This is a genomic window from Micromonospora sp. CNZ285 (assembly GCF_004637285.1).
In genome coordinates, this window is record NZ_SPQD01000001.1 from 3,996,626 (window position 1) to 4,011,576 (window position 14,951).

15 protein-coding genes and 1 tRNA gene are annotated in these 14,951 nt (G+C 71.9%); 6 read left to right on the forward strand and 10 right to left on the reverse strand.

Features of this window, described 5'->3' with window-relative positions; translation table 11 throughout:
* Positions 1-32 precede the first annotated feature (32 nt).
* Both CLT75_RS18050 and CLT75_RS18055 read right to left on the reverse strand, forming a co-directional pair.
* Positions 33-1,397: a dipeptidase gene (locus tag CLT75_RS18050; RefSeq protein ID WP_135241678.1), complete on the reverse strand. Its 1,365-nt coding sequence runs from the start codon at positions 1,395-1,397 to the stop codon at positions 33-35.
* A 21-nt stretch (positions 1,398-1,418) separates the two neighbouring features.
* On the reverse strand, positions 1,419-2,072 hold the full coding sequence (locus tag CLT75_RS18055) for a hypothetical protein (RefSeq protein ID WP_209310343.1): 654 nt from the start codon (positions 2,070-2,072) through the stop codon (positions 1,419-1,421).
* A 111-nt stretch (positions 2,073-2,183) separates the two neighbouring features.
* On the opposite strand from CLT75_RS18055, the gene CLT75_RS18060 reads away from it, so the two are divergent.
* On the forward strand, positions 2,184-2,585 hold the full coding sequence (locus CLT75_RS18060) for a rhodanese-like domain-containing protein (protein ID WP_135244054.1): 402 nt from the start codon (positions 2,184-2,186) through the stop codon (positions 2,583-2,585).
* On the opposite strand, the gene CLT75_RS18065 is transcribed toward CLT75_RS18060, so the two are convergent.
* The 3 genes from CLT75_RS18065 to ssb form a co-directional block, all read right to left on the reverse strand.
* Positions 2,579-4,123 carry a cobyric acid synthase gene (locus CLT75_RS18065; RefSeq protein ID WP_135241679.1) on the reverse strand — a complete coding sequence of 515 codons (1,545 nt, stop codon included), beginning with the start codon at positions 4,121-4,123 and terminating at the stop codon, positions 2,579-2,581. The genes CLT75_RS18060 and CLT75_RS18065 overlap by 7 nt on opposite strands.
* Positions 4,120-5,145: a CobD/CbiB family cobalamin biosynthesis protein gene (locus CLT75_RS18070; protein ID WP_486485213.1), complete on the reverse strand. Its 1,026-nt coding sequence runs from the start codon at positions 5,143-5,145 to the stop codon at positions 4,120-4,122. The genes CLT75_RS18065 and CLT75_RS18070 overlap by 4 nt, the downstream gene beginning before the upstream one ends.
* 87 nt (positions 5,146-5,232) lie before the next feature.
* Positions 5,233-6,063 (reverse strand): single-stranded DNA-binding protein, encoded by an 831-nt coding sequence (ssb, locus tag CLT75_RS18075; protein WP_135241680.1) that lies wholly within the window; start codon positions 6,061-6,063, stop codon positions 5,233-5,235.
* A gap of 285 nt (positions 6,064-6,348) precedes the next feature.
* Here ssb and CLT75_RS18080 point away from each other — a divergent pair, with 285 nt between their 5' ends.
* Together CLT75_RS18080 and CLT75_RS18085 are read left to right on the forward strand one after the other, a co-directional pair.
* The gene (locus CLT75_RS18080; protein ID WP_135241681.1) at positions 6,349-6,759 is read left to right on the forward strand and encodes an HPF/RaiA family ribosome-associated protein; all 411 of its coding nucleotides are present in this window, start codon (positions 6,349-6,351) and stop codon (positions 6,757-6,759) included.
* Between the two features lie 123 nt (positions 6,760-6,882).
* Entirely contained in the window at positions 6,883-7,899 is a 1,017-nt protein-coding gene (locus tag CLT75_RS18085; RefSeq protein WP_030273265.1) for an alpha/beta hydrolase, read from the forward strand.
* A 64-nt stretch (positions 7,900-7,963) separates the two neighbouring features.
* Here the strand turns inward: CLT75_RS18085 and CLT75_RS18090 are convergent, their stop codons facing one another.
* Positions 7,964-8,698, reverse strand: coding sequence for a hypothetical protein (locus CLT75_RS18090; protein WP_135241682.1), 735 nt, complete (start codon positions 8,696-8,698; stop codon positions 7,964-7,966).
* 170 nt (positions 8,699-8,868) lie between these two features.
* Between CLT75_RS18090 and CLT75_RS18095 the strand changes: the two genes are divergently transcribed.
* Positions 8,869-8,941, forward strand: a tRNA-Arg gene (locus CLT75_RS18095).
* Positions 8,942-9,130: 189 nt separating this feature from the next.
* On the opposite strand, the gene CLT75_RS18100 is transcribed toward CLT75_RS18095, so the two are convergent.
* Positions 9,131-10,450, reverse strand: coding sequence for an IS701 family transposase (locus CLT75_RS18100; protein ID WP_420891099.1), 1,320 nt, complete (start codon positions 10,448-10,450; stop codon positions 9,131-9,133).
* Positions 10,451-10,682: 232 nt separating this feature from the next.
* On the opposite strand from CLT75_RS18100, the gene CLT75_RS18105 reads away from it, so the two are divergent.
* Entirely contained in the window at positions 10,683-11,600 is a 918-nt protein-coding gene (locus tag CLT75_RS18105) for an IS5 family transposase (protein WP_135240956.1), read from the forward strand.
* Here CLT75_RS18105 and CLT75_RS18110 read toward each other — a convergent pair.
* A complete protein-coding gene (locus CLT75_RS18110) occupies positions 11,595-13,040 on the reverse strand; it encodes a site-specific integrase (RefSeq protein ID WP_135241683.1) in 1,446 nt (481 codons plus the stop codon). The two genes, CLT75_RS18105 and CLT75_RS18110, sit on opposite strands and share 6 nt — an antisense overlap.
* Before the next feature lie 74 nt (positions 13,041-13,114).
* Here CLT75_RS18110 and CLT75_RS18115 point away from each other — a divergent pair, with 74 nt between their 5' ends.
* Positions 13,115-13,351: a hypothetical protein gene (locus CLT75_RS18115; protein ID WP_135241684.1), complete on the forward strand. Its 237-nt coding sequence runs from the start codon at positions 13,115-13,117 to the stop codon at positions 13,349-13,351.
* 153 nt (positions 13,352-13,504) lie between these two features.
* Here CLT75_RS18115 and CLT75_RS18120 read toward each other — a convergent pair whose 3' ends face one another.
* Entirely contained in the window at positions 13,505-14,002 is a 498-nt protein-coding gene (locus tag CLT75_RS18120) for a DUF5956 family protein (protein ID WP_135241685.1), read from the reverse strand.
* Between the two features lie 116 nt (positions 14,003-14,118).
* Positions 14,119-14,904, reverse strand: a complete 786-nt coding sequence (locus tag CLT75_RS18125; RefSeq protein ID WP_135241686.1) for a hypothetical protein — start codon at positions 14,902-14,904, stop codon at positions 14,119-14,121.
* Positions 14,905-14,951: the final 47 nt, after the last annotated feature.

Below are 14,951 nucleotides of genomic sequence, written 5' to 3' on the forward strand. Positions count from 1 at the left end.
GACATCGGCCCCGAAGTTACGGTTTCGACACCTCAGGCGCGGTTTCCGGCCTCCGCCACCCGGGCCAGCAGCAGCGCCTCGGCCAGGCACACCCGGGCGAACTCGCCCAGGTGCAGGCTCTCGTTCGGGCCGTGCGCCCGCGCGTGCGGGTCCTCCACACCGGTCACCAGGATCGCGGCCTGCGGGAACATCTCCTGGAACGTGGCGATGAACGGGATCGACCCGCCCACCCCGATGTCGACCGGGTCGGTGCCGTCCCAGGCCGTCCGGAACGCCGACCGGGCCGCGTCGAACATCGGGCCGGAGGCGTCGATGACGCAGGGCGCGCCGTCGTGCTCGAACGTCACCGACACCTGCGCGCCCCACGGCGCGTGCCGCTCCAGGTGCGCGGTCAGCGCCGCGTACGCCTTCTTTGGGTCGTCGCCCGGCGCCAGCCGTACGCTCAGCTTCGCCTTCGCGGACGGCACCAGCGCGTTCGGGGCCTCGCCGGTGGACGGCGCGTCCACGCCCAGGATCGCCAGCGCCGGCTTGGTCCAGAGCCGGTCGGTGATCCGGCCGGTGCCGAACAGCGTCGCGCCGTCGACCAGGCCGGCCTCGGCGCGGAACCGGTCCTCCGGGTAGTCGACGCGGGCGCCCTCGCGGCCGACCAGCCCGTCCACCGCGACGTCGCCGGCCTCGTCGTGCAGCGTGCCGAGCAGCTTCACCAGCGCGGTGAGCGCGTCCGGCACGGCGCCGCCGAACATGCCGCTGTGCACCGCGTGGTCGAGCGTGCGCACCTCCACGAAGCAGTTGACGATGCCGCGCAGCGAGGTGGTCAGCGCCGGCACGCCGACGTCCCAGTTGGTGGAGTCGGCGATCACGATGACGTCCGACGCCAGGTCGTCGCGGTGCTCGGCGAGCAGCCGCTCCAGCGAGTCCGAGCCGTACTCCTCCTCGCCCTCGATGAACAGCACCACGCCGACCGGGAGCCGGTCGCCGAACGCGCGCAGCGCGGCGACGTGCGCCATGATGCCGGCCTTGTCGTCGGCGGCGCCCCGGCCGTACAGGCGGCCGTCCCGCTCCACCGGCTCGAACGGGTCCGACTCCCACAGCGACAGGTCGCCGACCGGCTGCACGTCGTGGTGCGCGTACATGAGCACGGTGGGGGCGCCGGGCGGGGCCGCCTTCGTGCCGATCACCGCGGGCTGGCCGCCGGACCGGACGATCCGCGTGTCGAGGCCGCAGCCGCGCAGCAGCTCCGCCACCGCCTCGGCGGAACGCTCCACGTGCGAGTGGTCGAAGCCCTCGAAGGCGATGCCCGGGATGCGGACGAGTCGCTCGAGGTCGGCACGGACGCCGGGGAGTTCCCGCTCGACGGCGGCCCGCACCTCGGACTCGGAGAGGATCGGAGTGGTCATGACCGGAATCGTATGCTGGCCTTACCCCGCCACGTCGCCCGAGCCCGATCGCCGCCCCACGCGCACGTAGTAGCGGTCCGCGTCGTGCGGCAGGTCCGGCGCGCCGTCGACGACCACGTCCACCGCTGCCGCCGTACCGTCGGCGGTGAAGTGCGCCCGCTCCCCCGCGTGCCACCGGCGCAGCTCCGGCAGGATCTGCGCGCCGTCGCGGGCCAGCGCCCGGCGCAACCGCAGGTCGGCCGGCGCGGTGACCAGCACCGACAGCGTCAGCTCGGGGCGTACCGCGGCGCGGGCGGCGCTCACCCCCTCGACGATCAGCACCGGACCGGCCGGCACCGGCACCACCGGGTCCAGGAAGCACCGGCGCACCCAGCTGTAGCGGCGGTAGCCGCCCGCCCGTCCGGCCCGCAGCGGGCCGAGCACCTGCTCCTCCAGCCGGGTCCAGAACGTGAGCTGGTCGTCCCAGCCGTCGAGCAGGTCGTCGGTGTGCACGAGCGGTGGGCGCACGCCGCCCGCCCGCTCCGCGAGCGCGTCCGCGAGGCGCGTCGCGAACAGGCTCTTGCCCGCGCCGCTGGGCCCGTCGACGGCGATTAGCCGGGTACGCCCCAACCGCGCCGGACCGGCCAGCACCCGACCGGCCAACCCGGCGTACGCCTCGATCACTGCCACGTTCACCCGACCGACGCTAACGTTCCCCCGTCCGCTGGAAACTGCGACCCGGGCGGACCGTTTCACCGAGCGGCGGCGCGGCGCGCTGGGCATCATCGGGGGGTGCTCCATGACGTGATGTGTCCGGGCGTCGACGCCCTCCTGGAACAGGCCCGCGCCGGTCTCCGCCGGCTGACCCCGCACGAGGCCGTCGAGGCGGTCCGTGGCGGCGCGCTGCTTATCGACACGCGTACCGAGGCGCAGCGTCGCGAGGAGGGTGAGCTGCCCGGCGCGATCGTCATCGACCGCACCGTGCTGGAGTGGCGGCTCGACCCGGCCAGCGCGTGGCGCATCCCGGAGGCCACCGGGTACGACCGCGAGGTCATCGTGGTGTGCCGGGAGGGGTACAGCTCCAGCCTGGCCGCCGCCAGCCTCCAGACGCTGGGGCTGCGGCAGGCCACCGACATGATCGGCGGGGTGCAGGGCTGGCGGGAGGCCGGGCTGCCGATGTCCGACCGCCCGGCCGACGTGCGCTACTGAGCCGGTGGCGCGCCGGGTGGCACGAACGGCAGTCCCGGCGGTGGCCCGGACTCGATGAGCCGCCACAGCGCGTCGGTGTCGAGGTGTTCCTCCACCAGGTCGCCGAGCAGGTCCAGCGTCCGTTCCCGGGCCGCCGCGAAGGACGTGTCCGGCGCGACCTTGAACCCGGAACGCCCGGCCGCCTCCGCGACCTCGGTCAGGAACCGGCGGCGGAACGCGTCGGAGGAGAAGGCGCCGTGCCAGTGCGTGCCGTACACGGTGCCGAGGCGTGCGCCCTCGCCGGTGCCGTCGGCGTAGCGCAGCAGCGGCGCGAGTCCCGGGTCGGCGGCCGTGACCCGGCCGTGGTGGATCTCGTACCCGTGCACCGGCACGTCGCCGGCGGCGGTGCCCTCGGCCCGGCGGACCGTCTTGCGCGGCTCGAAGGTGATCTCGACGGGCAGCAGCCCGAGGCCGGGTACGGTGCCCCGGCGGCTCTCCACCGCGTCGTGGATCGCCCGGCCCAGCATCTGGAAGCCGCCGCAGATGCCGAGCAGCGGCCGTCCGGCGGCGGCGTGCGCCCGGACCGCGTCGGCCAGTCCGGTCTCCCGCAGCCAGGCCAGGTCGGCGACAGTCGACTTGGTGCCGGGGAGCACCACCAGGTCGGCGGCGGCCAGTTCGGCCGGCTCGACGGTGAGGCGTACCCGCACGCCCGGCTCGGTCGCGAGGGCCTCCACGTCGGTGGCGTTGCTGATCCGCGGTACCCGCACCACGGCGACGTCGAGCCAGTCGGTGCCCCGGGGCGCCGCCGGTCGGCCGAGCACCCGCCCGTACGCGAGCGAGTCCTCCGCGTCCAGCCACAGGTCAAGCGCCCAGGGCACCACCCCGTACGTCGGGCGGCCGGTGACCCGGCGCAGCATGTCCAGCCCCGGCTGGAGCAGGCCGCGGTCGCCCCGGAACTTGTTCACCACGAACCCGGCCAGCAGCGCCTGGTCGGCCGCGTCGAGCAGGGCGACGGTGCCGAACATCGAGGCGAACACGCCACCCCTGTCGATGTCGCCGACCACGATCGTGGGCAGCCCGGCCTGCCGCGCCAGCCCCATGTTGACGTAGTCGCCGTCGCGCAGGTTGATCTCGGCGGGGCTGCCCGCGCCCTCGCAGATCACCACCTCGTACTCGGCCCGCAACTCGGCCAGGGCCGCGTACGCCGTGGTGGCGAGCCGGGACCGGACCTCGTGGTAGTTGCCGGCGGTGACCGTGTCGACGGCTTCGCCGAGCAGCACCACCTGGCTGGCGTGGTCGCTCCCGGGCTTGAGCAGCACCGGGTTGAAGCGCAGGTCGGCGTCGAGCCCGCAGGCGGCGGCCTGCATCGCCTGGGCGCGGCCCAACTCGCCGCCGCGACCGTCCGGGCCGACCACCACGGCGGAGTTGTTCGACATGTTCTGCGCCTTGAACGGGGCGACCCGGACGCCCCGGCGGCGCAGCCAGCGGCAGATGCCGGCGGTGAGCACGCTCTTGCCGGCGTCGGAGGTGGTGCCGGCGACGAGCAGCCCGCCGCTCACCGCCCGCTCCCCCGGCCTGAGCCACGGGCCGCTCGGGTGAGGGCGCCCAGCGCGGCCCGCCCGGCGGCCCCGGCCACGCGACCTACTGTCACCGGGTAGAGCGCGGCCAGGCCGAGCGCTGCGGCACCGACCGCGCCGGAGATCCGGGCGGCCCGCTTCAGGTGCCGCGCCTCGGGGCGGGGTCCGTCGCCGAGGAACGGCCGGGTCTCGGCGCGGCCGAAGTAGACGTTGCGCCCGCCGAGCCGGACGCCGAGCGCGCCCGCCATGGCCGCCTCGCACTGACCGGCGTTCGGGCTCGGGTGGTCGGCCCGGTCCCGCCGCCACACGTGCCACGCGACGGCGCGGTCCCCGTGCGCCACCGGCGCGACGGCCACCGTGAGCAGCCCGGTGAGCCGGGACGGCACCAGGTTCAGCGCGTCGTCCAGCCGGGCGGCGGGGGTGCCGAAGCGGGCGTACCGGGGCGAGCGGTGGCCGACCATCGCGTCGAGCGTGTTCGCCGCCCGGTAGCCGAGCAGGCCGGGCAGGCCCGCGACCGCGCCCCAGACCAGCGGGGCGACCACGGCGTCCGAGGTGTTCTCGGCGACCGATTCGACAGTGGCGCGGGCGAGTTCGGGCTCGTCGAGGGCGGACGGGTCACGCCCGCACAGGTTGCCCAGACGCGCCCGGGCGGCGGGCAGGTCGGCCCGGCCCAGGGCCCGCGCCATCACCCGGGACTCGTGCCGCAGCGTGCGCCCACCCAGCACCGTCCAGGTGCCGGCGGCCACCAGCACTGCACGCGCGATCGGACGATGCCGGGTCGCCAGCGAGGCGGCGGCACCGAGCAGGACCGGCGCGCCGACGGCGAGCGCCGTGAACGCGGTGCCGGCCGCCCGGTCGGGGCGGTAGACCCGCCGTTCCAGCGCACCGGCCGCAGTGCCGAAGCCGGCCACCGGATGCCACCGGCGGGGGTCGCCGAGCAGGGCGTCGAGCGCGTAGCCCGCCACCATCCCGGTCGCGTTCGCCATGGCGGTCGCCTGCCGCACCCGTCACCACCTCCGGCCGGCCAGCCTAGTCGTACCGCGGGGTGGTGACGCCGACGTCACCACCCCGCGCCCCCGTCGGACGAAGGGTCAGGCGGGCACCGGGGTCCGCCGACGCCCGCGGCGCCCCGACGCGGTCCCGCCGGTGCCACCGGTCCCGCCCGGGCTCGCGCCGCCCGGCTCGCCCTCACCCGGCCCGGAACCACCCGGTCCGCCGACCTCCGGCGGTGCGACCTCGCCCAGTTCGTCGTCCTCGGCCGGGGCCGGCCCGTCGTCCGCCACGTCGCCCAGCTCGTCCTCCTCCTCGGCCGGGCCACCCGAGCCGGGGTCGAAACCGGTGGCCTGCCGCACACCGGGCCGGGCGTCGAACGGGTCGGGCTCGCCGGTGCCGGCCGACCCGCTCCGGCCGCCCCCGTACTCCGGCGGTGGGAAGTCGTCGTCGAAGGGCCGGTCGTCGAACGTCGCCGGGGCCTGGGCATCCGGCACCGGCTCGGTCGCCTCGCCGTGCACCCGCTGCTCGGCCTCCGCGTCCTCGACCGTGCTGGTGGCCGCGCGGGGCTGGTTGCGCAGGAAGCGGGCGCGGCCCCGGGACAGGTCGTGCCCGACGGCGACCGCCTCCAGCTCGTAGAGCGTGCGGTGGGTGCCGGACTCGTCGGTCCAGTCCCGGGTGTAGAGGCGGCCGGCCACGATGACCGGGTCACCGACCGCCACCGAGGCGGCCACCCCCTCGGCGAGGCGGCGCCAGCAGTTGACGCGTACCCGAAGGCTGTTGCCGTCGACCCAGCGGCCGCTGTCGCGGTCGAGCCGGCGGGCGGTCGAGGCGACCTTGAAGTTGGCCACCAGCGTTCCGCTCTGCGTGGTGCGGCGCCACTCCGGCGCGGTCAGCACGTTGCCGACGATCGTCACGTACGTATCGAACATCGCCCCTCCCAGGGATCGACTTGTCCCGGTGAGCGTCTGCCGAACGCCCGGCCCCGGCCACCCGCCGGCCCGGAACTGTGGATGACGAGCGGGCCTGTGGACAACCACCTGATCAAGGTCCCGATCTGCTAGGCCGACCGGCCCTACGGGCCTGACCTGCGGCGACGCATGATCGAGAGGAGCCGGCAAGCAGGCGTTCCGGAATCACGCCGGTTGGGTAAGTACTTGATCAACCGAGAGAAAGGGAGCTCCCATGCTTCTCCGAGACGTCCGCGAGGCAGCGCGATGAGCGCCGTGGCGAACCCCGCGACCGTGGCCGAGTGCCTGCGGGTCGGCGCCGGGTTCTCCCAGGGCGACCGCAACTGGATCGCCGAGCAGTTCGGGACCCTGGACGCCCGGCTCGCCGGCTTCCACGCCGACGCCACCGAGCTGGAGGTGTCCGTCAAGGATCGCGAGGCCCGGGGCCAGAAGGTGACCCTGGAGTGCTGGATCGCCGGGCGGCAGAAGATCGTCACCACCTCGACCGAGGAGGATCTGCACGCCGCGCTCAACGACGTCCGGGACGACCTGCGCCGCAAGCTCAACGACGCGAAGACCCGGCAGGAGCCGCGCCACAACAAGCACCTGCGCGCCGTCGACCAGCCCGAGGGCGCGCCGTTGCAGGACGCCGAGCGCGAGGACGCCGAGACCGCCTGACGTCCGGCACGGCCCGCCCGCACGGTGCGGGCGGGCGGGCCGTGCCGTTTGTCAACAAGGGGTTTCCTCCTTACAACCCAGCACCCCTACCGCCGGGTAGCCCGGCGGCGTACCGTCGCGGTCGTGGAACCGGACGTGCTGGGCGCCCCCTACGAGCGGCGGACGATCGAGCTGGGCACCGACGACGAGGGGCCGGTGGTCGCGACCCTCGTGCGGCGGCGCGCCGACCGCCCGACCGGCCGCGCCGTGCTCTACGTGCACGGCTTCGTCGACTACTTCTTCCAGACCCACGTGGCCGACTTCTTCGCCGAGCGCGGCTGGGACTTCTACGCGCTCGACCTGCGCAAGTACGGCCGCAGTCTGCTCCCGCACCAGACCCCGAACTTCTGCCGTGACCTGAGCGACTACTTCCCCGAGCTGGACGCCGCCGCGGAGATCATCCGCGCCGAGGAGGGACACGACACCCTGCTCGCGATGGGCCACTCGACCGGCGGCCTGATCATCTCGCTGTGGGCACACGACCGCCGCGACGCCGGCCTGGTCGACGGCATCGTGCTCAACAGCCCCTTCTTCGACATCAACGCGCCCTGGATGGTCCGTCGACCCCTCGCGGCCGCCGTCTCCCGCCTGGGCCGCAGGGCGCCGCAGCGTGTGCTGCCGTTCGGCCTGGGCACGGTGTACGGCGAGAGCCTGCACGCCGACCACCGGGGCGAGTGGCGGTACGACCTGGCCTGGAAGCCGCTCGCCGGGTTCCCGGTGCGGGCCGGCTGGATCAACGCGATCCGCGCCGGTCAGCGTCGTCTGCGGGCCGGGCTGGACATCCCGGTGCCGGTGCTGCTGGCCTGCTCGACGCGCAGCTTCCGGGGCACGAAGTGGCACGACAGCGCGACCGGCGCCGACGCGGTGCTCGACGTCGAGCACATGGTGCGCTGGGCGCCACGCCTCGGCCGGCACGTCACGCTGGCCCGCTTCGACGGCGGGCTGCACGACCTCACGCTGTCCAGTCCCGGCGTACGCGAGAAGGTCTTCGCGGAGGTCGGACGGTGGGCGGAGGGATTCCTCCGCGCCGGGCCGACCGAGCCGGAGCCCACGACGCCGCCGTCACCGCGCCGACCGGCCGACGCGACCGCCGAGGGCTGAGCCCGGCCCGTCCCGCCGGCGGGACGCCCGGCTCAGTCGGCCGTCCCGCCGCCGGACGGCCGGTTCAGTCGGCGACGACCGCCGTGAGCGCGGCGCGGATCCGGTCGAACGTGGCGATCGGATGGCCACCGGTATGCGGCGGCAGCACCACGCCCAGGCAGCGCAGCGCGGGCCCACCGTCCGGCCCGGCCTCGACCGCGAACACGGGCGCGCCCACGTAGCCGGCGGGCAGTTCCGTGGTGACCCGCACCTCGCCGCCGTCCCGGGCGACCCGCTCGACCACCGCCTCCAACGGCCGCGACCCGCCGTCGCCGACACCGAGCGCCAGCACGAACGCCGACGCAGGCGCCGCGCCGATCCGGGCTACCGAGTCGGCCGGCACGGCCACCGCCTCGGTGACCTGCTGGGTACGCCAGCGCCAGCCCCGATCGTCGGCGTGGCCGTGCAGACCGCCGGTCGGCATCGCGGCGAGCCCCAGTTCCGGCAGGTGCAGCCAGTGGTCGGCGAAGCCGGGCAGGTCGATCGGCTCGTCCGCCCCCTCGGCCGGGTCGGTGACGCTCGGCCGCAAGCCGATCTCGCCGTACGCCCGGTCGGTGAGCGCGTCGGCGGTGAGCAGCCACTCGTGCGCGATCTCGCCGTCGTCTGTGGCGCCGACCAGCTCGCTGTAGAAGAAGGCGGTGCCGAGGACGCCCGCCGGGGCGCCCGGCGCATCCGAGCCGGTGAGGGGCAGGATCGCCCGTCCGAGGAGCTGACACAGCTCGAAGACGATCTCGTTCTCGGTTTCCTGGTCGAGCAGCATCCGACGAGGGTACGGATCGCGTCCCGCCCGGCCCGCGCCGGACCCGCCGGAACTGTGGTGCCGGTCCGGGCCCCGGCGTGGGACGCTGAGGGGCGGAACGGACGCGCCGACCCGTACCCCCGGGCACGCGGGGAGCGGCGGTACCCTCTTGGCGCGACGACAGTCGGCGCGCGCCCGTAGCTCAGCGGATAGAGCAGGGGACTTCTAATCCCAAGGCCGCAGGTTCGAATCCTGCCGGGCGCACCCTCACTCAGCAGTCTTGACCTGCTGTTTCTTGCTCTTCTTGCGATCTCTCTTAACGCCATTCTTCGATGGGTTGGCCCCACGTGAGCCCGAGGTGAGCCCGGCGGTGCGCTTGGAGCCCTGGCGGGGGACCAGGCGGGCGGCTGCTTCCGCCGCTTCACGCGCTAGTACGGCAGCCGCCGTTCGGGATCATGGCTGGAGTTCGAGGTTGAGGCGTCGGGCGTAGTGGGCTTGGCGGGCTCGGGCTTGATGGCGGCGGCGCCAGTCTGACCAGCGCAGACGGTGGGTGAGGTCGCGGATCGGGCGGAGTACGAGGGTGTTGATCAGCCGGCGGGTCTCGTTGACGGTCAGCTTGATCAGTCCTGTGTCGGTGGAGTCGTCGTCGGCGTCGGCGGCGCAGATCGCCAGAACGGCGAGGGCGGCCAGGGCCAGGGTGGTGAAGCGGTGCCAGGAGTCCCAGCGGCGGACCTGGTGCTGGTCGAGGCCGACCTGGCCCTTGGCGGCTTGGAAGCTTTCCTCGACTGTCCAGCGGATGCCCGCGACCCGCACGAGTTGGGCAAGAGTGGCCTGTTGCGGGGTCCAGCAGCGGTAGAAGGCCAGCTCGCCGGTGGTGGTGTTGCGGCGGATCAGGAGGCTGTGGTGGCCGCCGTCGTCGGGGTCGGCATCGGTGCAGACGTCGTCGAGCCAGGCCCAGTCGTAGAAGCGTGGCCCTTTCGACCCGGCGCCTGCGCTGCGGCGCTGCCACACCGAGGCCGGTAGGTCGGCGGCGACCCGGTCAGCCCGCACCCGAGTCTTGCCGCCGTCGAGAGGGACCAGGTGACTGCGGGAGACGCCCAGGACATAGCCCAGGCGGTGTTCGCGCAGGTGAGCGCGGAAGACGCTGCTGTTGCCGTAGGCCTCGTCCGCAGCCGCCCACGCGGCGGGGACGCCGGCGTCGACCGCAGCGGTGATCATGTCGGCGGCCAGCTCGGACTTCGTGGCGAAGACGACCTCATCGGGAACCCCGGCGGCCTGGCATCTGTCCCGGTCATCGGTCCACGACACCGGCAGGTAGACCCGGCGGTCGATCAGCGTGTGCCCGTGCCGGCTGGCGTAGCCGCAGAACACCCCTACCTGCGCGTTCTCGATCCTGCCGGCGGTGCCGGTGTACTGGCGTTGCACCCCGACCGAATGCGTGCCCTTCTTCAGGTCCCCGGTCTCGTCGACGACCAACACCGCGTCCGAGTCGCCGAACCGGGCCACGACCACGTCGCGCAGATCGTCGCGGACGGCGTCGGCGTCCCACACCGCCCGATACAACAGCCTCTGCATCGCGTCCGGCCGGGCATGCCCGGCCTGCTCCGCCAACTGCCAACACGTCTTGACCTCGACATCCGAGAGCAGCCCGGCCACGAACGCCGTCGCCGTGCGCCGCGGCTCGACCCGCCCGAACCGTCCCGCGAACGCCTCGCACACCCCGGCCAGAACCTGCCGCCACCGGGCAGGGTTTACGCTGTGGCACGCGGCCACCGCCAGATCTGAAGTTATGTCCACAGCAGACAGACGATCACGCGGTGGCCGCACCTCGTCTACCCGGCCCCACCAGCGACATCTCAAACGGCGGCTGCCGTACTAGGCCCTGTGTCATAAGTGGTCGGCTGCTGGGATCGGGTTGACCGGTCGAGCGTGTCGGTGATCGATATGCGGTGAGGTCTCCGGTAGATGGGTTATCGACCAAGACAACCATCTGCACGGAGACCTCGTGGCCAGCGTAGCGGTGACGAGGCGGTTCGACCTGAGCGACGCGCAGTGGGCGGTGTTGGAGCCGCTGCTGCCCCGACCGAAGAAGGCAGGTCGGCCGCCGAAGTGGAGCAAGCGGCAGCTCATTGACGGGATCAGGTGGCGGGTCCGTACGGGTGCGCCGTGGCGGGACGTGCCGGACTGCTACGGGCATTGGCGGACGGTGTACGGGCTGTACCGGCGTTGGCAGCGGGCCGGTGTGTGGGCGCGAATCTTGGCCGGATTGCAGGGTAGGGCCGACGCGTTCGGGTTGATCACCTGGGACGTGAGCGTGGACTCCACGATCGCGCGGGCGCATCAGCACGCCGCCGGTGCCCGCCGCGACAGTCATACGCAGGTCGAGCCGCCGGGCGGCAGCGGCGCTGTCGAGCCGGCCGATCACGCGTTGGGCCGGTCCCGGGGCGGTCTGACGACCAAGCTGCACCTGGCCTGTGAGCAGGGCCGTATGGTGCTGGCGTTCGTCATCACCGGTGGGCAGCGAGGCGACAGCCCGCAGTTCACCACCGTGCTGCAGCGCATCCGGGTGCCTCGCCTCGGCGTCGGCCGTCCTCGGTGCCGGCCGGGGCAGGTCCTGGCCGACAAGGCTTACAGCAGCAAGGCCAACCGGAGCTACCTGCGGCGGCGTGGCATCGGCTGCGTCATCCCGGTCAAGGCCGACCAGGCCGCGAACCGGCGCAAGAAGGGCTCGGCGGGTGGCCGACCACCCGCCTTCGACCCCAGCGCATACCGGCAGCGTCACGCCGTGGAGTGCGGCATCAACCTACTCAAACAACACCGCGCCGTGGCCACCCGCTACGACAAGCTCGCCGTGCGGTACGAAGCCACCGCCACCATCAGCATGATCGACGTCTGGCTCCGGAGACTCGAACGGCACTTATGACACAGGGCCTAGTTCCGGCAGTACCGAGGTGTACGTGTCGGACGTGAGCGAGATCGAGGAGTGGCCCAACATGTCCTGAACCACCTTCATCTCGGTACCGGCCGCGAGAGCGATCGTGGCCGCGCCGTGGCGGAGGTCATGCAGGCGGATCGGCGGCAAACCCGCCTTGCGAACCAGTCGATCGAAGTAGTCCGACAGCCACGTCGGCTCCACCCATTCACCGTTGGGCCGCGTGAAGAGACGGCCACTCTCGATCCACGCCGCGCCGGCTTCCTCACGGGCCTTGCGCTGCCGCTTGAGGTGGCGCTTGGCAACCTTCACGCTGTCGGCATCCAGAGCAACGATGCGGTTTCCAGCCTCGCTCTTCGGGGCGTTCTCCTCGATCTCGCCGCTGATGTCTACGAGCTGCGTGGCAACCGTGAGGGTTTTGCCTTTGAGATCCATGTCTTCCGGCCGCAGGCCGCACGCCTCGCCCCTGCGCAGACCGCGAAACGCGATCAAGTGGAAGAGCGCGTACAGCTCATCGTCCGCGATGAAGTCAAGGAAGGCCCCCGTCTGCTCAGGCGTCCACACCATGACCGGCGACGGCCTCTCGCCGGTGACCCGCCACCGCGCAACACGCTCATCCGTCCAGATCAGCGCCTTCGGCCGGCGCACGGGGTCAAGCTCGACATGCGCCGCCGGGTTGAAGGTGATCAACTCTTGGGTGATGGCGTCATTCAAGGCGGCCCGCAGCGTGGCTCGGATGTGCCGCCGAGTCGTGGGCCCAACCGTACGGCGAAACGGCGGCATTTGAGCCATGGCAGCCCGAGCGGCACGGCGACGCTCACGCCCTTTGAGCGACTTCAACTCCTCAATCGCGGCTCGACGCAGGGCATTCGCTTCCTCGATCTCGATGTTGCGCTCAACAATCGCGTTGAACATCTCCGCCAGGTGCGACACTCGCAGCCGATCTAGACGGATATCGCCAATGCGAGGATTGAGGTGAAGCCGGATATCCCGGCCGTAGCGGTTGATGGTGCTCGGGCGAATCTTGCGGCCAACGAGCCAGGTATCGAGCCATTCTCCGACAGTGATGCGCGCGGTCAATGACTGGCCGCTACGGAACTTGCGGCGCGTCTCCTCCAGGTCGGGAAGGGGCTCCCTGTTGGACGCCACGCGCTCCAGCAGATCCCCTACGCGCTGGCGACCGTCCTCGTCGTCAGGGTCGGGCAGCGCTAGCAGCGCGCGGACGGCATCGAGTTCCGCTTGCGCCTCTGTTGCCGATGCGTAACCAGAGCGGCGGAACGTGCGGCGCTCGCCGTCAGCAGCCGGCGGCAGCTCCTGGCGAACACCCCAGGCACCGTGACGGCGCTGATTGAGCTTCGGGCAGGATTGCCCATACTGCTTGCCAGTCTCCGGATCGCGGCAGGCGCAGCGACGGAACACTGATCCTCTCAAGGCTCCTCCTTGGGAGAGGGGAAGTGGTACCTATAATGGTACCACTTCCCCGACAGATTCATGGAAGGTGAGTTATGCGACGACGCCGGGTAGTCGAAGCCGCTCAGGGATTGCCGGCACTACCCGGCGACGAGAAGCGCGATCAGCAGGTCAAGATTCGGCTCACTGCCAGCGAGGTGGAAAAGCTGGTGAGTTTGCGACCGGACCTCACCGCAGCGGGCATCGTCGCGCTCTTGGTCGATGACGTGCTATCAGGTCGGACCGTTCCTCAGTGGAGCGCCAAGTCAAGTGACGGCCCGAACGCCGAGTAGTTCCAGGATCTCCGGCACGGGCACGACGTAGCTTCGCCCGACGCGGAGCACCCGCACGGGGAACTGCCCACGCTTGGCGAGGGCGTACGCCTTGCTCCGGCCGATACCGACACCCGAGGGCTCCAAGGTCCGGCAGGCCAGCCCGTCGCCAGCTCAGCGTTGCCGGTACAACTCACCTAGCGTCGCGCGGATGGCCGGCACCGCTGCGGCGGGATGATGGTCGAGGGGTAGACGCCTGATCGCGGCGAAGACCGCTTCATCGATGTCTTTGACGGTCAGGTCATCGGGTAGACGTTGGAACCAGCGGTAGCCGGTTGGCCGCTGCGGCAGTCCCACATCGCGCAGATACGAGTTCGCGGCCTCGTCGATGATTGCTTGGTCGTCCGGGGTGCGCGGGACGCGAGACGGGTGCTCTCCGGTGCGGTCGCTAGCGGTCACCTCGACGTGATGTTGCCGGGTCTCCGGGCACCGAGTCAGGGTGGCCGGATCGGCAAGGTAGCCGAGCATGGCATCCCAGCCTGATTCGCTCAGCTCCCAGAATCGGCCCTCGGGCGTGTCGATGATGCGGCAGCGGTCGGAGATGTCCGGCGGTGAACCGGGAAACGGCCGGGCCGTGTTCCAGGCGTTCGGTGCGGCGCTGGTGTCGCCCATGCTGCTCCTAGGGGGGCGTAGCTACGGCACGGTCCCGGCCTCACCGGCGGAGAGGTCGGGACCATGGTCACGCATCCGTATTCACCTGTGATGGTACGACTTCGGGCCGGACGGGATCAGAACTTGCAGGGGTCGGACCCGTAGCACTTGAAGCGCGCCGTCTCCAATGCGGGCGCGGTGCGGGCGGAGTAGCCGGCGGGGGTGAAGTCGGTGTTGAAGGCCGCGTAGTACGCGGCGGAGTTGACCAGGTTGTTGCCGTAGAGCGTGGGGCTGTTCCAGCGCCACGAGCCGCTGCTGATGCGGCCCGGGTAGAGGGCATGGTCGCCGCAGTCGGCGTCCGGCCACAGGTCGATGACCTCGTAGCAGTTGATCCAGGAATCGCTGAACGTCAGCGACGGGCCGAGGTCCCAGATCAGCGAGACGGTCCACCGACCGCGTCGACCCTGGAGACTGTTGCGAATGATCACGTCGAAGCTGCCGATGACGCCGCTGCTGTTGCCGTAGACGGCGTTGCCCTTCGTCTCACCGATGTAACGCGAGGCGTCGATGACGCGGTGACAGGTGCCGCTGCTCTCGCACCAGGTGTCGTAGTCGTCCGCGAGAACGGCTACCGAGTCGGGGGCTGGGGCGGTCGTGGCGGCGACGGCCGTGAAAGTGGTGACGGGGGTGCCGTGGGCGTCGCGGCGGGTGCTGGTCAGGCCGGCGCTCGTGCAGCTCCACTCGGATGACTTCTGCTGCATGGCGAGCGCGATGCACGGCGCAAGCACCTGCTGAGCGCCGTCATAGGTGTTCTTCCGGTGCTGACCAGCCACCGCCGGGGCTTCCATGGCCAGGACGCCGAGTACGACGGCGAGAAGGCCGGCGACGATTGCGCCGCCACTTCTGAGACTTTGGATGTGCACGCTTTCTCCTCATGTAGATATCGGTGAATGCGGATACAAAATCATTG

Excerpts from the sequence above, each read along its gene's own strand:
- CLT75_RS18050 (WP_135241678.1), bottom strand. The coding sequence starts at position 1,397 with ATGACCACTCCGATCCTCTCCGAGTCCGAGGTGCGGGCCGCCGTCGAG.
- CLT75_RS18060 (WP_135244054.1), top strand. The coding sequence starts at position 2,184 with ATGTGTCCGGGCGTCGACGCCCTCCTGGAACAGGCCCGCGCCGGTCTC.
- ssb (WP_135241680.1), bottom strand. The coding sequence starts at position 6,063 with ATGTTCGATACGTACGTGACGATCGTCGGCAACGTGCTGACCGCGCCG.
- CLT75_RS18080 (WP_135241681.1), top strand. The coding sequence starts at position 6,349 with ATGAGCGCCGTGGCGAACCCCGCGACCGTGGCCGAGTGCCTGCGGGTC.
- CLT75_RS18090 (WP_135241682.1), bottom strand. The coding sequence starts at position 8,698 with ATGCTGCTCGACCAGGAAACCGAGAACGAGATCGTCTTCGAGCTGTGT.
- CLT75_RS18115 (WP_135241684.1), top strand. The coding sequence starts at position 13,115 with ATGCGACGACGCCGGGTAGTCGAAGCCGCTCAGGGATTGCCGGCACTA.
- CLT75_RS18120 (WP_135241685.1), bottom strand. The coding sequence starts at position 14,002 with ATGGGCGACACCAGCGCCGCACCGAACGCCTGGAACACGGCCCGGCCG.